General features: G+C 64.1%; 21 protein-coding genes and 1 riboswitch. Of the genes, 14 read left to right on the forward strand and 7 right to left on the reverse strand.

The features are described from left to right. Positions 1 to 32 precede the first annotated feature (32 nt). Positions 33 to 1124 carry an anthranilate phosphoribosyltransferase gene (gene trpD, locus ASU23_RS32165; protein ID WP_003941751.1) on the forward strand — a complete coding sequence of 364 codons (1092 nt, stop codon included), beginning with the start codon at positions 33 to 35 and terminating at the stop codon, positions 1122 to 1124. Between the two features lie 8 nt (positions 1125 to 1132). Here trpD and ASU23_RS32170 read toward each other — a convergent pair whose 3' ends face one another. Beyond that, on the reverse strand, positions 1133 to 1408 hold the full coding sequence (locus ASU23_RS32170; protein ID WP_003941677.1) for an Lrp/AsnC family transcriptional regulator: 276 nt from the start codon (positions 1406 to 1408) through the stop codon (positions 1133 to 1135). 78 nt (positions 1409 to 1486) lie between these two features. Next, positions 1487 to 3247 carry a DEDD exonuclease domain-containing protein gene (locus tag ASU23_RS32175; protein WP_172827114.1) on the reverse strand — a complete coding sequence of 587 codons (1761 nt, stop codon included), beginning with the start codon at positions 3245 to 3247 and terminating at the stop codon, positions 1487 to 1489. Between the two features lie 522 nt (positions 3248 to 3769). Continuing rightward, positions 3770 to 3948, forward strand: a riboswitch (cyclic di-AMP (ydaO/yuaA leader). Positions 3949 to 3962: 14 nt separating this feature from the next. Between ASU23_RS32175 and ASU23_RS32180 the strand changes: the two genes are divergently transcribed. The 4 genes from ASU23_RS32180 to ASU23_RS32195 all read left to right on the forward strand — a co-directional run bounded on the left by ASU23_RS32180 (position 3963) and on the right by ASU23_RS32195 (position 8535). Then, entirely contained in the window at positions 3963 to 4520 is a 558-nt protein-coding gene (locus ASU23_RS32180; protein WP_003941754.1) for a C40 family peptidase, read from the forward strand. Between the two features lie 324 nt (positions 4521 to 4844). Further along, positions 4845 to 5897, forward strand: coding sequence for a C40 family peptidase (locus ASU23_RS32185; RefSeq protein ID WP_003941704.1), 1053 nt, complete (start codon positions 4845 to 4847; stop codon positions 5895 to 5897). A 74-nt stretch (positions 5898 to 5971) separates the two neighbouring features. Continuing rightward, complete coding sequence (locus ASU23_RS32190; RefSeq protein WP_230691661.1) at positions 5972 to 7330, forward strand: hypothetical protein; 1359 nt, start codon at positions 5972 to 5974, stop codon at positions 7328 to 7330. Between the two features lie 77 nt (positions 7331 to 7407). Then, positions 7408 to 8535 (forward strand): glycosyltransferase family 4 protein, encoded by a 1128-nt coding sequence (locus ASU23_RS32195; protein ID WP_003941734.1) that lies wholly within the window; start codon positions 7408 to 7410, stop codon positions 8533 to 8535. Between the two features lie 96 nt (positions 8536 to 8631). Here ASU23_RS32195 and ASU23_RS32200 read toward each other — a convergent pair whose 3' ends face one another. Then, a complete protein-coding gene (locus ASU23_RS32200) occupies positions 8632 to 10443 on the reverse strand; it encodes a long-chain fatty acid--CoA ligase (protein ID WP_047887999.1) in 1812 nt (603 codons plus the stop codon). A gap of 159 nt (positions 10444 to 10602) precedes the next feature. Here ASU23_RS32200 and ASU23_RS32205 point away from each other — a divergent pair, with 159 nt between their 5' ends. The 8 genes from ASU23_RS32205 (at position 10603) to ASU23_RS32240 (ending at position 17233) form a co-directional block, all read left to right on the forward strand. After that, positions 10603 to 10989 carry a hypothetical protein gene (locus tag ASU23_RS32205; RefSeq protein WP_003941776.1) on the forward strand — a complete coding sequence of 129 codons (387 nt, stop codon included), beginning with the start codon at positions 10603 to 10605 and terminating at the stop codon, positions 10987 to 10989. A gap of 63 nt (positions 10990 to 11052) precedes the next feature. Beyond that, entirely contained in the window at positions 11053 to 11490 is a 438-nt protein-coding gene (locus tag ASU23_RS32210; protein WP_003941701.1) for an SRPBCC family protein, read from the forward strand. Further along, positions 11491 to 12741 (forward strand): ArsA family ATPase, encoded by a 1251-nt coding sequence (locus tag ASU23_RS32215; protein WP_058039454.1) that lies wholly within the window; start codon positions 11491 to 11493, stop codon positions 12739 to 12741. Further along, a complete protein-coding gene (locus ASU23_RS32220) occupies positions 12738 to 13133 on the forward strand; it encodes a hypothetical protein (protein ID WP_007730069.1) in 396 nt (131 codons plus the stop codon). The genes ASU23_RS32215 and ASU23_RS32220 overlap by 4 nt, the downstream gene beginning before the upstream one ends. A 124-nt stretch (positions 13134 to 13257) precedes the next feature. Then, the gene (locus tag ASU23_RS32225) at positions 13258 to 14298 is read left to right on the forward strand and encodes an ROK family protein (protein ID WP_020969875.1); all 1041 of its coding nucleotides are present in this window, start codon (positions 13258 to 13260) and stop codon (positions 14296 to 14298) included. A 94-nt stretch (positions 14299 to 14392) separates the two neighbouring features. Then, positions 14393 to 15199, forward strand: coding sequence for a 1-acyl-sn-glycerol-3-phosphate acyltransferase (locus ASU23_RS32230; protein ID WP_058039455.1), 807 nt, complete (start codon positions 14393 to 14395; stop codon positions 15197 to 15199). A 66-nt stretch (positions 15200 to 15265) separates the two neighbouring features. Next, the gene (locus tag ASU23_RS32235) at positions 15266 to 15757 is read left to right on the forward strand and encodes a polyadenylate-specific 3'-exoribonuclease AS (protein WP_003941683.1); all 492 of its coding nucleotides are present in this window, start codon (positions 15266 to 15268) and stop codon (positions 15755 to 15757) included. A gap of 90 nt (positions 15758 to 15847) precedes the next feature. Beyond that, complete coding sequence (locus tag ASU23_RS32240) at positions 15848 to 17233, forward strand: class II 3-deoxy-7-phosphoheptulonate synthase (RefSeq protein ID WP_007730070.1); 1386 nt, start codon at positions 15848 to 15850, stop codon at positions 17231 to 17233. A gap of 83 nt (positions 17234 to 17316) precedes the next feature. Here the strand turns inward: ASU23_RS32240 and ASU23_RS32245 are convergent, their stop codons facing one another. Both ASU23_RS32245 and pknB read right to left on the reverse strand, forming a co-directional pair. Beyond that, positions 17317 to 17745 (reverse strand): protein-tyrosine phosphatase family protein, encoded by a 429-nt coding sequence (locus ASU23_RS32245; RefSeq protein ID WP_003941706.1) that lies wholly within the window; start codon positions 17743 to 17745, stop codon positions 17317 to 17319. A gap of 27 nt (positions 17746 to 17772) precedes the next feature. Further along, on the reverse strand, positions 17773 to 19836 hold the full coding sequence (gene pknB / locus ASU23_RS32250) for a Stk1 family PASTA domain-containing Ser/Thr kinase (RefSeq protein WP_082654851.1): 2064 nt from the start codon (positions 19834 to 19836) through the stop codon (positions 17773 to 17775). A 303-nt stretch (positions 19837 to 20139) separates the two neighbouring features. Between pknB and ASU23_RS32255 the strand changes: the two genes are divergently transcribed. Beyond that, complete coding sequence (locus ASU23_RS32255) at positions 20140 to 20508, forward strand: Rv2175c family DNA-binding protein (RefSeq protein ID WP_003941747.1); 369 nt, start codon at positions 20140 to 20142, stop codon at positions 20506 to 20508. A gap of 20 nt (positions 20509 to 20528) precedes the next feature. On the opposite strand, the gene ASU23_RS32260 is transcribed toward ASU23_RS32255, so the two are convergent. Both ASU23_RS32260 and ASU23_RS32265 read right to left on the reverse strand, forming a co-directional pair. Beyond that, positions 20529 to 21473, reverse strand: a complete 945-nt coding sequence (locus ASU23_RS32260) for a phytoene/squalene synthase family protein (protein WP_058039456.1) — start codon at positions 21471 to 21473, stop codon at positions 20529 to 20531. 10 nt (positions 21474 to 21483) lie between these two features. Further along, positions 21484 to 23061: an alpha-(1->6)-mannopyranosyltransferase A gene (locus ASU23_RS32265; RefSeq protein WP_003941737.1), complete on the reverse strand. Its 1578-nt coding sequence runs from the start codon at positions 23059 to 23061 to the stop codon at positions 21484 to 21486. Between the last annotated feature and the right edge of the window lie 95 nt (positions 23062 to 23156).

Below are 23156 nucleotides of genomic sequence, written 5' to 3' on the forward strand. Positions count from 1 at the left end.
AGCCCACTTGAACGACAGGGGACCAAGGCACTATGGCCGGCACCGACGCATCCAACGCCGTGAACGTCGATTCGAGTGCAGTGGTGCGGTCCTGGCCGATGATTCTCGGTTTGCTCACGGACGGCAGTGACTTGTCGGAAGCCGACAGTCGCTGGGCTATGGGCGAGATCATGTCGGACAACGCCACCTCCGCTCAGATCGCTGCTTTCGGGGTCGGTCTGAAGATGAAGGGAGAAACCCCCGCGGAGTTGGAAGGGCTCGCCGCCGCGATGCTCGAACACTCCAGGCGCGTGCCGGTCGATTCCGACGTCGTCGACATCGTCGGCACGGGTGGTGACCGCTCCAACACGGTGAACATCTCGACGATGGCCTCGATCGTGGTTGCCGCGTCCGGTGTGCGAGTTGTCAAGCACGGCAACCGCGCTGCTTCGTCCAAGAGCGGTGGCGCCGACGTGCTCGAGGCGCTCGGCGTTCGCATCAACCTCGGGCCGGAGCAGGTTGCGAGGTGCGTCGAAGAGGTCGGCATCGGCTTTTGTTTCGCGCCGGTCTTCCATCCCGCACTGCGCTTTGCGGCGGTGCCTCGCAAGGAAATCGGCATTCCGACGGCATTCAACGTGCTCGGTCCACTGACCAATCCGGCTCGTCCGCGTGCCGGGCTGATCGGGTGCGCATTTCCGAAACTGATCTCGGTCGTCGCGGGAGTCCTTGCGCAGCGCGGCAATTCGGCGTTGGTGGTACGGGGAGACGACGGACTGGACGAACTGACCACATCGACGACGTCGACGGTTCACATCGTCGGCGGTGGAAGTGTGCGAACTGTCACGCTGGATCCGCGTGACCTCGGAATCGACCGCGTTCCTCTCGAAGAGTTGCGTGGAGGCGACGCCGAAATCAACGCCACCGTCGCCAGAACGCTGCTTTCCGGGCAGAAGGGGCCGGTCCGGGACGCGGTCCTGCTGAACGCGGGAGCAGCCATCGCGGCATTCAACGGTGTCGGCGACGATCTCGAGAGTGCGATCTCTGCCGGGATGACTGCAGCCGCTGCCGCGATCGACAGCGGCGCGGGCGCTGAACTGCTTCACAAGTGGGCGGCGCTCACCGCCGAGCTGGCCGACCAAGCCTGATCGAGGGGCTATTCACCCAGCGAGAAACCGGCCTCGACGTCTGCGCTGGAGAATGACTGGAACGCAATGTGTGTGGCGGTTCGGAGAACGCCGGGCACCTTGTTGATTCCTCCGGTGACCACGTCGGCGATCTGGGCGTGGTCACGCACTTTCACGATGGCGATCAAATCGACGTCACCTGCGCACGAGTAGACCTCGGTCACTCCGGACAGGTCGGCGACGGCCTGCGCGGTTTCCGGGATCCGAGCGGACTCGGCGTGAATCATGACGATGGCGTTGATCATTTCTCTCCTCGATTTCCCTGCGGGTTGTGATGACCCGGTGGTTTCGATCGAGCTTAGGGGTGCCGCCCCGCCGTTACGTCATCGATGTTCGGATTCGGTTCCGGCTCGGGCGAGTCGGCACCAGGCTTCCCACTTGCCGGCGCCGCTCACAGGTTCGACGTATCCGGATGTCGCCGACACGATTCGGACACCGTCCGACGAGAGCCACCTTGCGATCAGTCCCAGTTCTTCGGGTGACGCGCCGCGGAACGGGGCGTCGTCCGGTAGGACGGTTTCGGCCGCCGCGGTGATGGCGTCGACGACGGGCATCGGGTGAGTCCCACGTCTGGCGAGCCCGGCGGACGCGAGACGCCCGGACCGGATCACCGACAGCTCCCAGCCGCCGTCTCCGGTGGGGCGGGCGAGAACGAGTTGTTCGATCGCCGCGATTGCAGCGAGTCGCTGAGTGCGCCGCACTGCGGTGGCGACTGCGACCGTTCGGTCACGCAGACGAGCAGCATTCTCGAACAACGCGTGTGCGGACAGCTCGTCGATCCGGGCCTGCATCTGTTGGAGGGGAGCGTCGTTGGTTCCTCGGAAGAATCCACGCACGGCCTCAGGGGCGGCCGCGTAGTCCTCTGCGTTGATTTCCGGGGTCCAGGAGGCTGGACACGCCCCCAGTTCGCGAGCGGGGCAGTCAGGGCCGTGAACGGCGCCGCGTCCGAGACGCTTGGTACACGTGCGCAGACGACTGAACTCTGCGACGGTGTCGGCGACGTCGACTGCGTCGGCGCGAGAGGTGAACGGGCCGATCGAATCGGCCGTGGGCGTGCGAACCACGGACAGTCTCGGAAACGCCTCGTCGGTGAGGGTGATCCACCAACCTCGCTTGGGAAACTTGGAGCGACGGTTGTACGGCGGCGCATGCGCGCTCAGCAGTCGTAGTTCACGCACCCCGGCCTCGAGAGCGTGCGCGCACTCGACATGGTCCACACGGGTGGCCAGCGCGACCATTTCCTTCATCCGGCCGCGGGTCTCCGAACCGGTGAAGTAGTTGCGGACGCGGCGTCGAAGGTCGGTAGCAGTTCCTATGTAGAGGGCTTCGTCGGAAGGACCGCGGAAAAGGTAGACACCGGGGCTTCGCGGCAGGTTTGCGGCGAAGGACCGTTTGGCCCGTTGATGCGAGGAAATGTTGGGCAGGTAGTCGACTAGTTCGCTGTAACTGTGGACACCCTGGTTTCCGACCCTGTCGATCAGTCCGTGGAGGACGTCGACGGTCGCACGCGCGTCGTCGAGAGCCCGGTGCGTCGGCTGGGTGGTCACTTGGAAGAGATGGGCGAGTGCGGAGAGCTTCACCGAAGGTGCTTCGTCGCGTGTGAGTACGCGCCGGGCGAGTTTGACGGTGCACAGGACACGGAACGCAGGCCACGGGCGCGCGCTGCGTGACGCCGCTGCTTTGAGGAAACCGATGTCGAACGGCGCGTTGTGTGCCACCAGCACCGCGCCCTCGGCGAACTCGAGAAAAGCAGGCAGGACACGTTCGATGGGAGGTGCACCGATCAGCATGGCTGTGGTGATTCCGGTCAGTTCGACTATGTACGGCGGAATCGACCGGCCGGGGTCGACGAGTGTTGCCATTTCGCCCAGTACCTCGCCGCCGCGGATCTTGACGGCGCCGATCTCGGTGATGGAGTCCTGGTCGGCGCTGCCCCCTGTGGTCTCGAGGTCGACGACGACAAATGTTGTCTCGCTCAGCGGTGTGTCCAGTTCGTCGAAGCTCAGTTGCCGCCCGACGTCGAACTTCTCCCCGTCGGAGAACGGGGGCGGAGACGGAAATTCTCGGGCCGAGGCGGGACTCACACCGCAGACAGTAGAAGTACCCCCCGACACGAATTCGAGAGTGCAGACACGGAATCCGACCCGCACGGACTTCCGTTGCGAAATCGGTCGATGAACGCCCGACAAAAGTAGGAGAGACGAGGATCACACTTGCGGTGGGAACTCGCGAATGTGGACGCGCGCCTACTTGTGAGTAGGGCGAGTCGAGGGGGTCTTCGGTGCGTCTGTCGACGGCTGAAACCGCGTCCGTGACCGGAACAAGTTCTAGTTTCAAGTAATCATCGTTGAACTGCATGGAAGATCGGATTGTCGGGTTTGGTGAGCCTTGGCAGTGGGTAGCGGGCGCGGGTTTGACGGCCTGGAGTGGGTCGCCGAACCGACCTGTTGTTATCTCCCCGTGACCCGCCGGGCGTATCGCGGGCGCGGCACCACGATTTCCGGCGAATCGGGCACGATTGTCACGAAGCGGTCGACATCGTCGCGATCATTTCGTAACCTTCCTGAGACCTAACGAAGTCTTGCCGGACCAAACAGGACCGGCATCGTCAGGAACCGCCTAATCGGGATCTCCGCGAGGAACCCGAACCGGGAACCCAAGTTTCCACTGGGGTGAATCCCGCCTGGGGTGCAGCACGCAGGATCGCTGCAGACCACGCGGGTAGGGCTGATCTTCCCAGCCCGAACCCGTCAGCTAACTCGGTCGGCGGATGAATGGAAGAAATGGAGCACCCCTTAAGTGGCGTCACAGAGTTTCAAGCGTTCAGCGCAGTTGGCAGTAGCCGGCGCGCTCGCAGTCGGAGCATTCGCTGCAACCGCTGCACCTGCCTCGGCAGACCCCATCACCATCCCCGGCGTCGGCACGTTCGAGGTTCCGGGCGTTTCTATTCCTCAGTTGCCGGTCATTCCGGGCATCACCGACATCGCACCGGCTGCACCGGCCGCTCCCATCTCCAGTGTTGGTGAGCAGGCAGTTCGCGCCGCAGAGAGCAAGCTGGGCTCCCCGTACGTGTACGGCGCAGCCGGCCCGGACGCATTCGACTGCTCCGGTCTCGTTCAGTGGGCATACAAGCAGGCCGGTCTCAACCTGCCTCGCACGAGCTACGACCAGGCTGCAGCCGGCGTTGCCGTCGCACAGTCCGATCTTCAGGTCGGCGACGTGATCTCCTTCTACGGCGGATCGCATTCGGGCATCTACGCCGGTAACGGCAATGTCATCCACGCGTCGACCGCTGGTCAGCCCGTGAAGCTCGCTCCGGTGTCCTCGATGCCGTACGACGGCGCTCGCCGTTACTGATTTCTGAACACGCTCGACGGCTGTCTCCGGTAGGCAGTCGGAACGATCCGCCGCTGTGATGCGGCGGAGCTCGGGGGAGCTCCGGATCTTCGAATGTGGGCCTCGAATCTTCGATTCGGGGCCCACATTTTCGTTTCGCGACAATTCGCCCGGTACTTCACCCCGACACGCCTACCGGCGAGTAGACACAAACGTATGCCGTTCCGTAACCTTATCGAGACATTGCGCGGCCGAGACAGGTACTGTGGATAGTTGACAGCCAGCTAACAGATCGTCGACCGGCCCCGGTCGGCGTCGCTTCACCGAGACGGAGAGTTGCATTCCGTGGTTTCATCGAAAAACAACAGTCGAGTACGGGCCGCATTAACAGTGGGAGTGCTGGCGTTCGGACTCGTTGCAGGGCCTTCGATGCAGGCCGGTGCCGACCCCGTCATCACCAACCCCACCGAGGCGCTCGACAAGCTCGGTGAACTCTCCCGGGTTTCCGAGCAGACCAACGAAGCGCTGCACAACGCGCAGATCGACCTCGACGCGAAGCTGGCAGTCGCGAATGATGCGGACGTGCGATCGGCAGCCGATCAGGGTCTTCTCGACGCGGCTTCGGCGCGCGTCGCCGAGTTCGCTCCGGCGGTAAACCGTATTGCCACAGCGAATTACCAGGGTGCGCGAACCAATCGCCTCTTTGCGTTGATGGTGAGCGACTCGCCGCAGCAGTTGCTCGACCAGATGTCTGCGCTCGACGTGATTTCCAACGACGCGGCAGTACAGGTCTCTCAGTTCAACCAAGCCACTGCCGATGCGCGTGCCGCCTCGGAAGCGTCGAAGCGATCGGCCGAAGAAGCGCGAACCGCCGCCGATCAAGCCCGCGCGCTCAGTGACGATTTGCAGCGCAAGCAGAGTGAACTGCAGACGCAGATCGCCGACGTGACCAAAGCCTTCCAGAATCTCACCGACGACGAACGTAACCAACTGAGCGGTACGCCTTTCCCGCCGGACGTCGATCTCAGCAAAATTCTGGCTAACTTGACCCCTGGCTCGGGTGCTGCTGCTCTGCAGGCAGGCCTCACGCGGATCGGTGACCCGTACGTCTGGGGCGCGACCGGCCCGAACGAGTTCGACTGCTCAGGTCTGGTGGTGTGGGCCTACAAGCAGATCGGAAAGACTCTGCCGCGATCGAGCCAAGCGCAGGCGCAGGGCGGTGTACCGGTGTCGAGGGACCAACTACAGCCCGGCGACGTCGTGACGTTCTACAGCGACAACTCGCATGTCGGCATCTACGCCGGCGACGGAAACATTCTGCATGCGTCGACGTTCGGCGTACCGGTGAAGGTCCAGTCGATGGCAGGCATGGAGTTCTCCACTGCGCGTCGTTACTGACGGCTTGCTGCGCCTGAGTGGCGTGTGGCCAGCCGCCGTGAAGCGTCGAGTCGAGTTCTCCTACACTCGGCACCGTGCCGACTGAACCGATGACGACGCCCGACGTCGGCGCAGATCGACCACGCCGTTGGGAGTATCCGGCCCTCGTGGCGCTCGGTGTAGCCGTGGTGCTCGTTCTGGGCCTGACGATCTTCCTGACGAACAGGTCCGATTCCGACGAAAACGCCGCCGCCGAACAGGACGCGGAACGCAGCGCTCAAGTCCAGAGCTTTCTCGATGCATGGGCCGCGGCTCAGATGTCCGACGATCCGTCGGGGCTGGCGAAGTTCGTCGACAGTTCCGCCGCACCCGGTGTGCTCGAGGCGGAAGTTCGACGAGCCACTGCAGCGGGAGCGCTCGAATTCTCCGACTGGGGATACGAGATTCCCAGCGGCGGCCTGACTCCGGCGCCGCGAACCGGTGCGCCGGGCGGAGACGTCGAAGTATGGAATGCGCAAGTTCTGTTGCGGTACGCCCTCGACGGCGTCGACGCATTGCCCACGCGCAAGGCAGTGTCCATGACACTCGCGAAACGCGGCGATCAGTGGTCGGTTCTTGCGGACGGGTCGATCGTCGGACTGGACGGCGCCCGAACGGCGGGCGAATCCTGGAACGGCCCCTGGGACTTCGGCCCGCTTGCCGTCGCCGAGAATTCTGCGGGTAACGCGCTGGTGATCGGCCACCCGGGTCAGCAGGCGTTCGTCGACGCTTTGGCTGCCGATGTGGACTCAGCCATCGAGAACACGACGCAGTTGTGGGGGCCGTGGTGGTCCGAGCGCGCGGTGCTCATGGTGGCGGGGTCCGCTGAGGAATTCACCGCACTGGTCGGCTCCCATCACGACGGCGCTTCGATTGCCGCAGTGTCGGTCGCGGATGCGACGGCGGACGGGTCTTCCGACGTGAGCGGCCAGCGGGTGGTCTTCTCGCCTGCCGCGGCTTCGAGGTTGACCGACATCACCAGGCGAACGGTGTTGCGCCACGAACTGATGCACATAGCCGCCCGATCGAAAACCCGTGACGGGTCGCCGATGTGGGTATTGGAAGGGTTTGCCGAATACGCGGGAAACCGTGGATCCTCGCGGGCCTGGGGTGAGATCGCGCCGACTCTGGCGGCAGCGGTACGCTCCGGCGATACTCCGACCGAGTTTCCGGACGACACGCAGTTCAGCGGTGTACCGGTCGTGAGTTCACTGGCGTACGAATCGGCGTGGTCGATCAACGCGTATATCGCCGATCGATTCGGAGAAGCAAAGCTGACCGACCTCTTTCGCGCTCTCGCCTCCGGAAAGATGACTGCCGAAGACCTCGATTCGCGGATCCGAGCGGTCGTTGGCGTCGGAACCGAGGAACTGCGAGCCGGATGGGTCGACTGGACCAACAGCCATCTGGGCTGAGCGGTTCGCGGCTGGGTCGATTGCAGCGGCGAGGTGCCTTCGCACGTTTGAAGCACCGAGTGCCCTACGGTGGACGGATGCGCCGGACCCTCTTGGTGACCAACGATTTTCCTCCTCGCCCCGGAGGTATCCAGTCCTATCTCCACACGTTCGCCGGGCATCTGCCGCCGGACAAGTTGGTGGTGTACGCACCGCGGTGGCGGGGCGACTCGCACAAGAAGTTCGATGCGGCACAGCCTTTCGAGGTCGTTCGGCACCCGACGACGCTGATGCTGCCGTCGCCTTTTGTCGCTCGTCGAGCCGCGAAGTTGGTCAAGAAGCACGACTGCGAGTCGGTCTGGTTCGGTGCGGCAGCGCCGTTGGCGTTGTTGGCGCCGGTTGTTCGACGTGCCGGAGCGAGCCGAGTGATCGCGAGTACTCACGGCCACGAGGTCGGATGGTCGATGATTCCCGGTGCGCGGCAGTCGTTGCGTGTGATCGGTGACCACACCGATGCGGTGACGTTCGTCAGCAAATACACCCGTGGGCGGTTCTCGGCGGCCTTCGGCCCGCAAGCGGCGCTCGAGCACCTTCCTTCCGGAGTGGACACGTCAGTGTTCCACCCGGACTCGGTCGCCCGCGCGGAACTGCGTAAGCGATACGGGCTGGGCGAGCGGCCCACGATCCTGTGCCTGTCGCGGCTCGTGCCACGCAAGGGGCAGGACATGCTCATCAAGGCGCTGCCGACCGTACGCAAGAGCATTGACGGGGCGGTACTGGTGATCGTCGGAGGTGGGCCGTACGAGGACCATCTCCGCCAATTGGCGCGTAAGACCGGGATGGACGATCACGTCGTCTTCACGGGCACGGTGCCCGCCGCAGAGTTGGCAGCGCACCACACGATCGCCGACGTGTTCGCCATGCCGTGCCGTACCCGAGGCGCCGGATTGGACGTCGAAGGACTGGGAATCGTCTACCTCGAGGCCTCGGCTACCGGTGTGCCGGTCATCGCCGGGCGCAGTGGTGGCGCTCCGGAAACGGTGCAGCAGAACAAGACCGGGCTCGTGGTCGACGGCACCTCTGTTCGCGACGTCGCCGAATCCGTGATCGAGGTGCTGTCCGATCGTGATCGCGCGGCCGCGATGGGAGCAGCCGGCCGGGCATGGGTTGCCGAAGACTGGAAGTGGGACACGCTCGCTTCGAAACTGCGTAATCTCCTCGGCTGAGCAAACGGGACTCGAACGCGAACGGCCCGCACCGAATTCGGTGCGGGCCGTTCGTGTCGGCACGTTCGTGTCGGCAGAGGACTGATCGGCGAAAGACTACTTGGCGTAGATCTTTTCGATGTCGGCGGCAAAGCTCTCGTGCACGACGTTGCGCTTGAGCTTCATCGTGGGCGTGAGTTCGCCTGTGTCCTCGGAGAAGTCGACCGGAAGAATGCGGAACTTCTTGATCGCCTCGGCGTGTGAGACGAGCTTGTTGGCCTCGTCGATGGCGTCCTGGATTTCGCCGACCAGTTCGCCGTCCGAAACCAGGTCGGCCGCTGTGGTTCCTGCGGCCTTGTTGTTGCGCTCGTTCCAGGCGGGGAGAGCTTCGGCGTCGATGGTGATGAGGGCGCCGATGAAAGGCTTCTGGTCGCCGACCACGATGGCCTGGCTGATCAGCGGGTGCGCGCGAAGGGAATCCTCGAGCTGAGCGGGGGAGACGTTCTTGCCGCCTGCCGTGACGATGATTTCCTTCTTGCGGCCGGTGATGGTGATGTAGCCGTCCTTGTCGACGGTGCCGAGGTCGCCGGTGTGGAACCAGCCGTTCTCGATCGACTCGGCGGTGGCCTTCTCGTTGCGCCAGTAGCCGGTGAAGACCACCGGTCCCGAGAGGAGGATTTCGCCGTCTTCTGCGATACGAACGGAGTTGCCGGCCAACGGCTTTCCGACAGAGCCGACCTTCTGTGCGCCGATGGTGTTGACGGCGAAGGCCGCGGTGGTTTCGGTCAGTCCGTAGCCCTCGTAGATCGTGACGCCGATACCGCGGAAGAAGTGGCCGAGTCGAGCGCCCAGAGGTGCACCACCGGAAATGGCCAGCTGGCACTGCCCGCCGAGCGCTGCGCGCAGCTTCGAGTACACGAGCTTGTCGAAGAGAGCGTGCTTGGCCTTGAGAACGATGCCGGCGCCGCCCTTGTCCTGCGCCTCGCTCCACGCGACGGCGGTGTCTGCGGCCGCGTCGAAGATCTTTCCCTTGCCGTCGCCGTGCGCCTTGGCGCGTGCGCTGTTGTAGACCTTCTCGAACACGCGCGGCACCGAGAGGATGAAGTCGGGCTTGAACTCGCCGAACGTCGGAACGAGGTTCGGGATGTCACTCGTGTGCCCCAGCGCTGCACCGGCGTCGAACGACGCGATGCTGACTGCGCGAGCGAGAACGTGCGCGAGCGGCAAGAACATCAGCGTGCGGACGCCAGGAGTCTTGAGCAGCGTGCCGAGGTTGGAGTCGAGGATGCCCTTCGACTCGGCAATCAGGTTGGAGTGCGTCAGCTGGCAGCCCTTGGGTCGGCCCGTGGTGCCCGACGTGTAGATCAGGGTCGCGGGATCGGATGCCTTCAGTGCCGCGACGCGGGCGTGGACGTCCTCGTCGGAGATGTCGGCGCCCAGTGCGGTCAATTCCTCGACGACACCCTTACCGCCCGCCGCGGCATCGATCTGGTAGACCGTGCGCAGCGCGGGGGCGGCTGCAGCGACGTCCTTCACGGTCGCGGCGTGAGTGTCGTTCTCGACGATGAGGTCGATTGCTTCGGAGTCCTCGAGAATCCAACGAACCTGCTCGGCTGCGGAGGTTTCGTAGATCGGAACCGTCACGCCACCGGCTGCCCAGATGGCGTAGTCGACGAGCGGCCATTCGAAACGCGTCGCCGACATGAGGCCGACGCGGTCGCCCTGCTTGACGCCGATCGCGATGAGGCCCTTGGCGACGGCAGTCACCTGAGCGGCGAAATCGCCTGCAGTGACATCGACCCATGCATTTCCGACTTTGCGCTTGTAGACAACCGCCGCCGGCTTCGTCTTCGCGAAGGCGAAGACCGAGTCGACCGCGGAGGCATCCTCGGGAATGGTGAACGTCTGGGGTGCGCTGAACTCAGGCACGAAATACCTCCGACACTGCGAAATACTGACGAGTAGGGTTTTCGTCTCCTACTGTAGTCGCATGTCCGACGCAGTTGTGGCCAGGCTTACAGTCTGTCCGGTATGTAGTGTTGCGACACCCCTCGACGCTTCGCGGACGCGATATGTGAAGCTACTTCGGTGAGCAGCATTCAGGTCGCAGACCAGACTTTCATCGCCGCCCCGCCCGAGCGGGTCGCCGAACTGTTGTCCTCGCGCGCGCAGTGGCGTCGCTGGTTCAGTGATCTCGAGCTCGAAGTCCGGGAAGATCGCGGTCCCGCAGGATTCCGTTGGGGAGTGTCCGGTCAGCTGGTCGGCACCATGGAGGTGTGGCTCGAACCGGTCATGGACGGGACGATCGCGCACTACTTCCTGCACTGTGAGCCGGTCGGCGTATCGCCGTCCGATCTGGCGACCCTCGACCTCGCCGGGATGAACCGCAAGCGTCGGGTCGACGGCAAGGTCATGTCGTTCCAGCTCAAACGCGAACTCGAAGCGGGACGTGCCGCCGGAGTAGCACCGGACTGATAATCGAAGCACTGCACGTTGTGCAGGTTCTGGACTTTTGACGAAGGAAGGTAGCGCAGTCGTATGGCCGAGAAGACCAAGGGGTTGATCAGCATCGACGCTCCTGCCGACGCCGTGATGGACGTCATCGCCGATTTCGAGCGCTACCCCGAGTGGGTGGCCGCGGCGAAGTCCGTCGAGGTGACGGCGCCGGGACAGGGCGGCCGCGCGGACCGAGTACGTTTCGTCCTCGACGCGGGGATGGTGAAGGACACCTACGAACTGCAGTATTCGTGGGCACCGGACGGTATGGCGGTGAGTTGGGAGCTGATCTCGGGCGAGATTCAGAAGTCCCAATTCGGTTCGTACACACTCGAGCCCGGCCCGAACGGCACCACGTCGGTCACCTACGAGTTGACGGTCGACCTGACGATTCCGATGATCGGTCTGTTCAAGCGCAAGGCCGAGAAGATCATCACCGACACAGCTCTGAAGGAACTGAAGAAGCGAGTCGAGGGCTGAGTGCCGGAGCAACGATCGCGCGTCCAACTGTTCGTCGGTAAAGGCGGAGTAGGCACGACGACGCTTGCCGCAGCGACTGCTGTGTCGGCTGCGACCGATGGGGCGAGAGTGCTGCTCGTGTCGATCGATCAGGCAGGTTCTCTTGCAGACGTCCTGGGCGTGCCGAATCCGCGAACGACCACATCTCTCACCGAGCGTCTCGACGTCCGGCAACTCGACACGTCAGCGCTCCTCGAGGACAAGTTCCGAGGATTGTCGGGGTTGATCGACGCTGCAGGAACTTTCGGAGCGGGAGATCACGAACACGGTTCGTCGTTCGAGGGCTTGGAACCGGAAGAGTTGACGGGATCCCTGGGCATCCAAGACATCCTCGGGCTCGCCGAGATTGTCGACTTCTCGGACAGCGGCGACTACGACGTCGTGATCGTGGACTGTCCGGCCGCAGCCGAAGCGCTGCGGATACTCGGCTCGCCGTCGATGGTGTCGGAGTATCTCGAGCGATTGTGGCCGCGGCACAGGCGGATGGTCGCTGTGACAGGTACGGACATGCGGCTGCTCCTGCTCGTGTCCGTCGTCGAACGCGTGCTCGCGTCGGTGGATCGGATCGCGGTTCACCTCTCGGATCGGGAGAACACCGGCGTGCGTGTGGTGACGTCGGCCGACGGCGTGTCGGTCGCGGCGACTCGTCGGACGTTGTCCGGGCTGGCTCTGGCCGGGTTGCGAGTTGACGGGATTGTGGTCAACAACCTTGTCCCGCAGTTCAACTCGTCCGCCGGAAAGGGTGTCGACGATTCACCGGCGGCGCAGTGGCTCGCGTCGATCCGGGCGGCTCAGGCACTCGTCGTGGACGAACTGCGGGGATCAACCGATGGAATGTCCGTCACAACGGTCGAACGCGCTTGCGCCGAACCGGTAGGGTTGGCCGCTCTGGGCGAGATCGCGGCCACGTTCGAGGGTGGAACGGGCACGGATTCGGGCACCGTCGGTACCGCGGACAACATCGTGGTGTCGTTGGAGTCCGGGACCGGAGTCGATTCGGTGTACGTGATGCGGATGTACCTTCCGCTCGTGGATCCGTCGTCGTTGTCGTTGGGCCGGGTGGAGGACGATGTGCTGGTGGGAGCAGACGGCGTACGACGCAGAGTTCGTTTGGCGTCGGTGCTGCGTCGTTGTGTCGTGAACGGGGCGGAGTTGGACGGCAGTTACCTGATCATCCGGTTCAGCCCGGATCCCGCGGTGTGGCCGGTATGAGCGAAGAGCACGAGCGCCTCGTCGCGGAGTTTCGCGCGCTGGCGGAAACCGTTCTGACGCGCCTGGAACCGGTGCTGCAGAAGGCCGCAGCAGCGACGGCCGACGTTGCGAGTGACTCGGCGTCCACGGACACGCAGCCGGTGTTCACCGGCTGCAGCTGGTGTCCGGTGTGCGCCCTCGCCGCACTGGTTCGCGGTGAGCACCACGAACTGTTGGCATTCCTCGCGGGTCAAGCAGCAGCATTCCTTGCGTTGCTTCGTGAGATTCTCGACGAGTTTCTCGGGGGGCCGTCAGGCCCCGATCGTGGACCCGAAGGCGGTCCGACGACGCCAGGTGCGGAGCGAACTCGCACGGCGGCATTTGTCCCGATCAACGTGACGGTCAAGGACTGACTCAGTACCCCGGGTAGAGCGAACGGCCCGAGATGAGCACAATCGACACAATGGTCACCGACGCACGAGGCACCGATTCAGGGTGCGCACTCCAGCGGACGCCGCTCGCGCGGGAATCGTCGCGATGAGCGCGCGCCGCTTGAAAGCGGTCTCCGACTCCACCATGGACGACATCTTGACGGTCGGCATCGACGTCGGCGGGACGAGTATCAGGGCCTCCGTCGTGGACGTCGACGGACAAGTGCTCGAGATGATTCAAGCCCCGACCCCGCAGTCGGCCAGGGCACTTGAAGACGGTCTCGATCGCGTCGTGCGCGAATTGGTCACCAGGCACGAGGTATCGGCCGTGGGGTTGGCGGTCGCCGGCTTCATCACCTCCGATCGAAGCTCGGTTCGGTTCGCTCCGCACTTGCCGTGGGTGGACGCGCCGGTCGGAAGTGACTTGAGCAAGCGGCTCGGCTTGCCGGTCGTTCTCGAACACGACGCCAATGCAGCGGCTTTCGCGGAGCATCGATTCGGCGCGGCCGCAGGTGGCCGCAATGTCGTGATGGTGGCAATCGGGACCGGCATCGGTGGTGCGCTGCTGATCAACGGTGAGCTGTACCGGGGGAGTCACGGCGTCGCCCCCGAACTGGGCCACATCCAGGTCGTTCCGGGCGGGCGTCAGTGCGCGTGTGGCAAACGTGGGTGTTGGGAGCGCTATTGCAGCGGAACGGCGCTCGTCGACACGGCAATCGAACTGCTTGCCGCCGACCCGGCCGCGTCGACGGTCCTGGCGCGTGAGGTTGCGGTGGATCCTGGTTCGCTCACCGGTCGCCGGATCGCCAACGCCGCGCAGGACGGTGACCCACTCGCGCTGGCAACGATCGCCGAGTTCACCCGTTGGCTGGCCGTGGGTCTGGCCATGGTCGGTGACGTCTACGATCCCGATCTGGTCGTGATCGCCGGCGGCGTCGCGAGTTCTGCCCCACTGTTTCTCGACGACGCCCGCGAGCAGTACGCGACATTGTTGACCGGGGCGAAGCACCGCCCACTGGCCCGCATCCGTTCCGCTCAGCTGGGCGAAGCTGCGGGCATGGTCGGCGCCGCCGCATTGGCCCGATCGGTAGTGCCTCAGGATCTCGGTGGGGTCGACGGCGCTGGAACCACGTCTGCCGGACTGTGATCGGGTCGATCCTGCAGGGGCGTGTGTAGCGGGGGTTACCGGTCGGCAGTAAGGTCGTACTCAGCGAAATTCAGCTGTGAATGGGAGGGACGCCGTGTGGTATTGGCTCTTCAAGTATGTGTTGCTGGGGCCGATTCTCTGGCTGCTCGGGCGTCCGACGGTCAAGGGTCACGAGAACATTCCGACTGACGGGGCGGCCATTCTGGCCAGCAATCACCAGGCGGTTCTGGACTCGTTCTACCTTCCGCTTCGTGTCAACCGCCGCATCACGTTCCTTGCCAAGAGTGAGTACTTCACCGGTTCCGGTCTGAAGGGCGCTTTCCAGAAGTGGTTCTTCACCGCGGTCGGTCAGGTCCCCATCGACCGAACCGGTGCAGACGCGGCGCAGGATGCACTCAACGCCGGTCTCAAGGTCCTCGGTTCGGGCAGCCTGCTGGGTATCTACCCCGAGGGGACGCGCTCGCCTGACGGCCGCCTCTACAAGGGCAAGACCGGAATGGCGCGCCTCGCACTTGAATCGGGCGTCAAGGTGATCCCGGTAGCGATGGTCGGCACCGACAAGATGAATCCGATCGGCTCACGGATGTGGCGTCCCGCCAAGGTCACCGTGATCGTCGGCGAACCCATCGATTTCTCCCGCTTCGAAGGCATGGGCGGAAACCGCTTCGTCGAGCGCGCTGTGACCGACGAGGTGATGTACAAGCTGATGAAACTCTCCGGCCAGGAGTACGTGGACATCTACGCGGCAAGCCTCAAGAACCAGGCGCCCACGAAACCCGAAGCTGCCATCGACGTTCCGGCGGAAGGCGGCGAGTCGGTTGTCGATCTCGTGGCCTCGGCCGAGTCGAAGGAATCCGCGAAGACCGACAAGGATTCGCTCCCGGACGCACAAGCCAGCTAGAGATTTCCCACACCGGCCGCACGCGCATTGGCTCCAGAGCCTGCGCGTGCGGCATAGTTTTCGGACGTGCGCTACTTCTACGACTGTGAATTCATCGAAGACGGTCGAACCATCGATCTCGTGTCCATCGGCGTTGTCTGTGAGGACGGCCGAGAGTACTACGCGGTTTCGACGGAGTTCGATCCCGCCCGTGCCGGTAGTTGGGTGCGCAAGAACGTGCTGCCGAAGTTGCCGCAGCCTTCGTCGCCGCTGTGGAAATCACGCGAGAAGATCCGCGACGATCTTCTGAAATTCTTCGTTCCGCGGCCGATGGTGGTTCCGGAGCTCTGGGCGTGGGTCGCCGCCTACGACCACGTCGCGCTGTGCCAGTTGTGGGGCGACATGACGGAACTACCGCAGTCGATGCCGCGGTACACCCGCGAACTCCGACAGTTCTGGGAAGACAACGGCAGTCCTGCCCTCCCGTCGGCGCCCGCCGACGCACACGACGCACTTGCCGACGCCAGGCACAACCTCGTGAAGTTCGACGCCATTTCGGCTGCACGGTCACTTCGCTGACCCAGGTTTCGGTGCGCGGGAAGTGTTCCGATTGGGCTGCGATCGAGAGCCTGTGTGACGCGCCGACGAGCGAGCGAATATCCTGTAGAGGTGAACTGGACTGTCGACGTGCCGATCGACCGCTTGCCCGAACTCCCGCCGCTGCCTGCCGGACTGCGTAAGCAGCTCGACGAGGCGCTCGCGAAGCCCGCTGCTCAGCAGCCCTCGTGGCCCGCTGACCAGGCGGCAGCCATGCGGACTGTGCTCGAGAGCGTGCCTCCCATCACGGTGGCCAGCGAAGTCGAGGCGCTGCAAGAGCGTCTCGCGCAGGTCGCGCGTGGTGAGGCATTTCTGCTCCAGGGCGGTGACTGCGCCGAGACCTTCGCGGACAACACCGAGCCGCACATCAAGGGAAACATCCGCACGTTGCTGCAGATGGCCGTCGTGCTCACCTACGGTTCCTCGATGCCGGTCGTCAAGGTCGCTCGCATCGCCGGCCAGTACGCCAAACCGCGCTCTGCCGACATCGACTCGTTGGGTCTGAAGTCCTACCGCGGCGACATGATCAACTCGCTCGTCGCCGACGAGGCAGTCCGCGCCCACGATCCTTCGCGACTGGTGCGTGCATACGCCAACGCCAGCGCCGCGATGAACCTGGTTCGCGCACTCACCGGCGCCGGCATGGCCGACCTGCACAAGGTGCACGATTGGAACCGCGAATTCGTCGCAGCGTCTCCCGCGGGCGCACGCTACGAGCAACTGGCAGCCGAGATCGACCGCGGCCTGCAGTTCATGAACGCGTGTGGCGTCACCGATCCGAGCCTGCACCAGGCACAGATCTTTGCCAGCCACGAGGCCCTGGTTCTCGACTACGAGCGCGCGATGCTGCGTCTCGACAACGACAGCGATCACCCCAAGCTCTACGACCTGTCGGCTCACTTCCTCTGGATCGGTGACCGCACTCGTCAGCTCGACGGTGCGCACATCGCCTTCGCCGAGTTGGTGTCCAACCCGATCGGCCTCAAGATCGGGCCGAGCACGACGCCGGAAATGGCGGTGGAATACGTCGAGCGTCTCGACCCCACCAACAAGCCGGGTCGTCTGACTCTGATCTCGCGCATGGGCAACGGCAAGGTCCGCGACCTGCTGCCGGCGATCATCGAGAAGGTCCAAGCCACCGGTCACCAGGTCATCTGGCAGTGCGATCCGATGCATGGCAACACCCACGAAGCCTCCACCGGGTACAAGACGCGCCACTTCGACCGCATCGTCGACGAGGTTCAGGGATTCTTCGAGGTTCACAACGGTCTCGGCACGCATCCGGGTGGCATCCACGTCGAGCTGACCGGTGAGAACGTCACCGAGTGCCTCGGCGGCGCGCAGGACATCTCCGACCTCGATCTCGGCGGTCGCTACGAGACGGCGTGCGACCCCCGATTGAACACCCAACAGTCGTTGGAGCTCGCGTTCCTCGTGGCCGAGATGCTGCGAGGCTGAAACCTTGCTTCGCCGAAGCTGATTCGCGCCGGCATAGATTTTCGGCAAACGCCCTCACCCGCTCGCGCAGGTGGGGGCGTTCGCTATTGCGTGAATCGTGTGACGAATCGGCGCTGCCAGGGCATTTCGACGGCGCGAGGTGAGTAACGTGCGCGAACGTACGCGGTGGCGTCCTTACTGGGCACTCCGTCCATGACGGCAAGAGCGGCCAACGCTGTTCCGGTGCGGCCGTATCCACCACCACAAGCGATCTCGACTCTTTCGGTTTCCGAGCGCACCCACACTTCGTGCAAGGCCCTGCGCAGCGCATCGGGATCGCTCGGCAACCAGAAATCTCGCCAGCGGACCCACTCCGACTCCCATTCGGTGTCGGGAGGTTCTTTGCCGGTCAGATAGACGCCGAAGGTGGGGAGAGGTCCGGAAGGAAGTGGATTGCGGAGTCCTCGACCCCGAATCGATCTCCCCGACGGCAAGTCGAGTATCCCAATGCTCTCGGGTTCCCACGTGGCCATGAATTCAGATTAGGCCGAAGCGGACTGTCAGGGAATTGCGACGACGCTGATGTCGGTGCCCTTGGCAACGAGGTCGTTCTTGACGCTCTGGCTGATGATGACCGAGCTGTCGTTCTGGGTGAGCTGACGCACGGTGATCTCGAGGCCGAGGCGGCCGAGTTCTTCGCGTGCTGAGGAGACGGAGCGGCCGATCAGCGAGGGAACCTTGACGGAGTCGGAGATGAGGAGAACCACGGAGGTGCCGGCGTTGACGGAGGACCCGACTGCGGGATCGGTGCCGATTACGCTACCGCCCTCGACGGCGTCGTCGAACGTTGTTCTGGTGGTGCTGACTGAGATGCCTACCTTGTCGAGGGCGGCGCGCGCAGCGTTCTCGGACATGCCCTTCACATCGGGAATGTCCACGGGCGGTGACCCTTTGGATGTGATGACCTTGACCGAGGAGCCCACGGCAACTTCGGTTCCCGGTGCCGGGTCGAGCGCGGCCACGCCGCCGATCGGGATCTTGGAGCTGAATGTGTCCCCGCCGTCGACCGCGACGAGAGTGCGGTCGGCGAGTTGTGCGCCCAGGGCCGAGACGTCGCCGCCGGCCGGAATGGGCGGGACAGTCGGACGCCCGAGCGAAGTCAGCAGCGCGACGGTCGAGCCTTTGGTAACCCTCGAGCCGGAGGCCGGGTCTGTCCCGATCACCGTGTCGATGGGTTGGGCGTCGGAGTACTGACCCTGTACGTCGGGGGAGAGCCCGGCGTCCTGCAGAGCGGTGACCGCAGTGTCCTTGGTCAGCCCGTCGATCGAGGGAACAGCTGTATAGCGGCCCGAGCCCATCCACCATCCGCCGAAGCCCAACGCGAGCGCGAGGACCGCGATGACGAGCAGCCAGATCAGGGTGGCTCGTCGCGATTTACGACGTGCCTCGACAAAATGAGCATGCGGATCGTCGTGCCCCGGGTGGTCGTCGCCGAAATCGGAACCGTCGTCGAAATCCGAGTCGCCGTCGACCGTCGCCGGACGAGCAGTTTGTGTGGTGACCGCGCGAGTGTGCTGGATACCGCCAGGGGGAGGAGAGCCCGTGCCGAGCGCCGTGGTGGCTGCCACAGCCGGGGCCACGCCGGACGCCAATACCGTCGTGGCAGCGGGGTTCGGGCGCGCAGCAGAGTTCGGGTGTACCTCCGTGGGAGGCGCAGGCGCCGGTTGTGGCCGGGCCGGGGCAACTTGCGCGCTCTGGTGCTGGGCGCTTCGACGCGGAGCGGGAACGCGGTATGACGGAAGTTCCAGTTGCTCGCTCACACTGCGAAGTGCAGCTGCCATCTCACCGGCGTCGGCGAAACGATGTGCGGGCTCGCGGTGAGTGGCTTCGGCGACCAGACGATCGAACTGCGCCGGTACACCGGGGATACGTGAACCTGGGCGCGGGACATCGTCGTGGATGCGTTGGTAGGCGATGGAGAGTGACGTATCGCCGGTGAACGGTGTTGTACCGGTGAGAAGTTCGAACATCAACACGCCGGTCGAGTAGACGTCGCTTCGAGTGTCGGCAATTCCTGACGTCACCTGTTCCGGCGACAGATAGGCCGCGGTGCCGAGGATCACGCTGTTGGAGGTGGTGGTTGCTGCCGCAGCTGCACGCACCAATCCGAAGTCGGCGATCTTCACTTCGCCGGTGTCCGAGATCAAGATGTTCTCGGGTTTGACGTCACGGTGAACCAGTCCCGCTCGATGCGCCACCGCCAACGCGTCCAGGACAGGTGCCACGACTGCAGCGACTGCGTGTGGCGGCATCGGTCCGCGCTCACGAAGGAGTTCACGCAAGGTTCCACCGTCGACGAGTTCCATCACGAGGAACACGTGATTGCGATCGCTGCCTTGGTCGTAGACGGCCACAAGGGCCGGATGCTTGAGTCGGGCCACGGCCCGGGCCTCGAACTCGAAACGAGTCAGGAACGCTGGATCGCCGGCGAATTGCGGGTCCATCACCTTGATCGCGACAGGTCGATCCAACCGTGTATCGAGGCCTCGATACACGGTCGACATACCGCCGCGCGCGATCGGTGCGTCCACTCGATAGCGGCGCTCGAGCATTTCGCCGATCAACCCTCGACCTCCGTAATGACTGTTCCTCCGTGCTTGCGATCTGTCTGCTTGCGGTCTAGGTGGTAGCTGTCGGCATGTGGGTGGTTGTTTACCGCGTACTGGCTCCCGCAGTGAGGGCACCCATTTACATCCACCGCGAAATCCCGGTTACTGATACGCCGCATCCCGTCCATCGTAGCCAGCGATACCGACGCGGAAGTCTCGAGAACGTCACAGAGCGCTGTGACCTGAGCGGAGCGGCAGTTTCGAGCACTGCACCGGGCGGTACACAGCGGGCTCGCCGGACCGGATAAACTTCTCGCGGTGAGCGCGATTCCTTATTGTGATGATGTCCTGGATTCTTCGGTTTCCCTGTTCCAGCTGGTGGATGTGGCGAAGAACGTCGGGTTGCCGGTGAGCAAGGTTCACCAGTTGCTTCGCGATCACAAGATCATCGCAGTCAAGCGGCATGGCGTTCTCGGTGTCCCCGAAGTGTTCTTCGGCGAGGACGGCCAGATCGTCAAGTGGCTGCCCGGTCTGCTGGCGGTGCTGCACGACGGCGGCTACACCGATGTCGAAATCCTCCGCTGGTTGTTCCTGGCCGACGATTCCCTGCCGGGGCGCCCGGTGGACGCACTGCATGGTGATCTCGCGCGTGAGGTCATCCGCCGCGCACAGGCCATGGCTTTCTGAGCTGCCGGCCTTCTGACAACTCACCGCATGCGGTTTTTCGCCGCGTAGGTTGCCGACCGGACCAGACCCGGCGCAGCGACTCGAAGTCGCGTGCGTCCGGGAACGGACACACGTCGATGCAGTATCCGGAAGTCGGCGCGCTCGACCTGGTCGAGAATTGCTCCGTACAACACGAAAGCCGTGCGGATCGACGGCTGGACCCGCCGATCGAGCATCGGGATGCCAGATTCGGCAGACCGATACCGCCCCCGCGTCACGGCAATGAAGTGCGCCAGCGCGCGCTTGACCCGAACGTCCACCGTTCCGGTTCTGCGCCCGTGCTCGAGCATCTCGATGTCGACCCCGAATGCGGCGAACTCGCCTGCCGGTAGATACAGACGTCCCCGGTCGAGGTCTTCACCGACGTCGCGGATGAAGTTGGTCAGCTGAAACGCCTCACCGAGATTCGACGCGGGCACTACCGCTTCCTGCTGCGGAACGCTCACTCCGAGAATCGGGAGCATCTGCAAACCGATGACGACGGCAGAGCCGTACATGTACTCGCTGAGTTCGTCCATCGTGTTGTAAACGGGTCGAAACTTCGCCGTGTCGGGGGCGTCCATCCGCATGGACTCGAAGAAGGCGTCGAAATATGCGCGCGGGATGTCGAACGTCTTCACAGCATCCGCGAAGGCCGGGAGTACGCGTGTCAGGTCGAGGGGAACCGTCGACGGGAAGCCACCTGTCGCAGTGGGGTTGTCGAGTGCGTTGACGGCTGCACGTTCGACGTCGGCGAGCACCGTGCCTCGTTCATGCGGACCCGAGGGTTCGTCCACGACGTCGTCGACGACGCGAGCAAATGCGTAGAGCGCGTGAACTGCGCGGCGTCGAGGTACGGGCAACAACCGGGTGGCCAGAAAGTACGTTCGGCCGTGTTCCCTCGTCACGCCCTCGCAGAATTCATAGGACGCAGGCAGTGCGTTCATGACACGCGGATCACGCAGATCCTGACGTCGAGGGCGCCGAGGCGGCTGACGTCATTTCGATCGGTTTCTCGTGTTTGCGTCCACGAAGTCGCAGTGGATCTTCCGTCTGCAAGGACATCGCCGCGATCACGGCAGCGACGATGGCCAGAGCCACGTGCGGGAAGGTGTACAGGCCGATCGATCCGTCCGGCTGGAACACCAGCATCAGCCAGGTGGACAGCCCGGTCAGTACGGCGAGAGTCGTCGGCGACATTGCGAAACCGGCAGCTACTGCCAGCGGCCAGGAGTAGTACCAGGGGAGTGCTGCGGGGGACAGAACGACGATGGCGACCATCACGATCACGATGCCCATGACGGCGTCGCGCTCGGTCTTGCGGTAGCGCCACCACACGACGGCGATGATCGCGATCAACACAACCGCCGAGATGGTCCGGGAGACTTCGAGGATGTCGTTGAAATGGTCGCCGGCGAACCAGGAGGTTGCCATGGTTCCGATGTGCGCCACGATCGTGGGCAGCGAGAGCCAGTTGATGATCTTTGCCGAACCGGAGAGTGCCGTCGTCCAGCCGAGGCCGACTCCGGCGATCAGTGAGGTGGATCCGAGTACCGCCACGAACACCGCGAAACCTGCGCCGGCCGTTTTGACGAACGATCGGATCGGTGACGCCGGTTCTCGCCCGGCCGCTGCGGCGTCCTCCCGCTCATGGATCATCCAGATCCAGACTATGAAGGGAAGTGCGACGCCTGCGGTTGCCTTGATCGCGACGGCAAGCGCGATCAGCCCGATCCCGAAGAGGTGCTTGCGTTCGAGAGCGAGCGCAATGCCTGCGGCCATGAGGCCGACCATGAGCATCTCGTTGTGAACGCCGCCGATCAGGTGGATCAGGACGAGGGGATTGAGTACTGCGAGCCACAGGGCGATCGAGGTGTTTCCGCCGAGCTTCGTCGCGAGATGGGGAACGGCCCACATCATCAGGGCGAGTCCGGGGAGCATCGTGATCCGCAACAGCATCGTGCCGGCGATGACGTTCTCACCGGTCAGCCGAACGATGGCGTCGGCAAGGAGAAGGTGAACCGGACCGTACGGGGTAGTTGTCGTCGTCCACACGTTGGAGACGTTGTCGAGCAGGATTCCCGGATTGACGACGGGGCCGACGGCATACGGGTCGAAGCCGTTGCGCAACAACGCGCCTTGCGCCAGGTAGGAGTAGGCGTCACGGCTGAACATGGGCACCGCGAACAGCAGCGGAAACGTCCAGACCGGGACGACGTAGCGCAATCCGCGCAACGAGACGTCACCGCGCAGAGTCGAGCGGCCCAGTCGAACCCAGGCGGCGATCATGCACAGGACACCGATCCAGACGATGGCCGCCGACAGAATCGATCCGTGGCCGAAACGGAGCCAGGACAGATGCATCGACTCGAGCAGCGGATCTTGGCGCCGGACGCTACCGGCACCGAATCCGCCGAAAGTGATCATGACTGCGCCGAAGAAACCGAGCAGTGCACTGTGACCTTCGGGAGTCCGAAGGAAATTGGCGGCCCTTAGGTGCCACGGTCTTTCAGTGGCTGCGGCAGAGGACGTCATCGGTGCAGGTTCCTCCCCCGAGGAGATCGGTGTCGATCGGCGCATGCTGCGCCCGAGTCGGTGAATCGTGGATGAATGGTCGGTTACGAGGGGCT

The organism is Rhodococcus sp. KB6, from assembly GCF_001445685.1.
GTDB classification, from domain to species: domain Bacteria; phylum Actinomycetota; class Actinomycetes; order Mycobacteriales; family Mycobacteriaceae; genus Rhodococcus_F; species Rhodococcus_F qingshengii.

Bases quoted from the DNA above. Each gene is read 5' to 3' on its own strand.
- trpD (WP_003941751.1), top strand. From the start codon at position 33: ATGGCCGGCACCGACGCATCCAACGCCGTGAACGTCGATTCGAGTGCA.
- ASU23_RS32260 (WP_058039456.1), bottom strand. From the start codon at position 21,473: ATGAACGCACTGCCTGCGTCCTATGAATTCTGCGAGGGCGTGACGAGG.
- ASU23_RS32225 (WP_020969875.1), top strand. From the start codon at position 13,258: ATGAGCGCGCGCCGCTTGAAAGCGGTCTCCGACTCCACCATGGACGAC.
- ASU23_RS32265 (WP_003941737.1), bottom strand. From the start codon at position 23,061: ATGACGTCCTCTGCCGCAGCCACTGAAAGACCGTGGCACCTAAGGGCC.
- ASU23_RS32220 (WP_007730069.1), top strand. From the start codon at position 12,738: ATGAGCGAAGAGCACGAGCGCCTCGTCGCGGAGTTTCGCGCGCTGGCG.
- ASU23_RS32195 (WP_003941734.1), top strand. From the start codon at position 7,408: ATGCGCCGGACCCTCTTGGTGACCAACGATTTTCCTCCTCGCCCCGGA.
- ASU23_RS32170 (WP_003941677.1), bottom strand. From the start codon at position 1,408: ATGATCAACGCCATCGTCATGATTCACGCCGAGTCCGCTCGGATCCCG.
- ASU23_RS32210 (WP_003941701.1), top strand. From the start codon at position 11,053: ATGGCCGAGAAGACCAAGGGGTTGATCAGCATCGACGCTCCTGCCGAC.
- ASU23_RS32245 (WP_003941706.1), bottom strand. From the start codon at position 17,745: ATGGCCACGTGGGAACCCGAGAGCATTGGGATACTCGACTTGCCGTCG.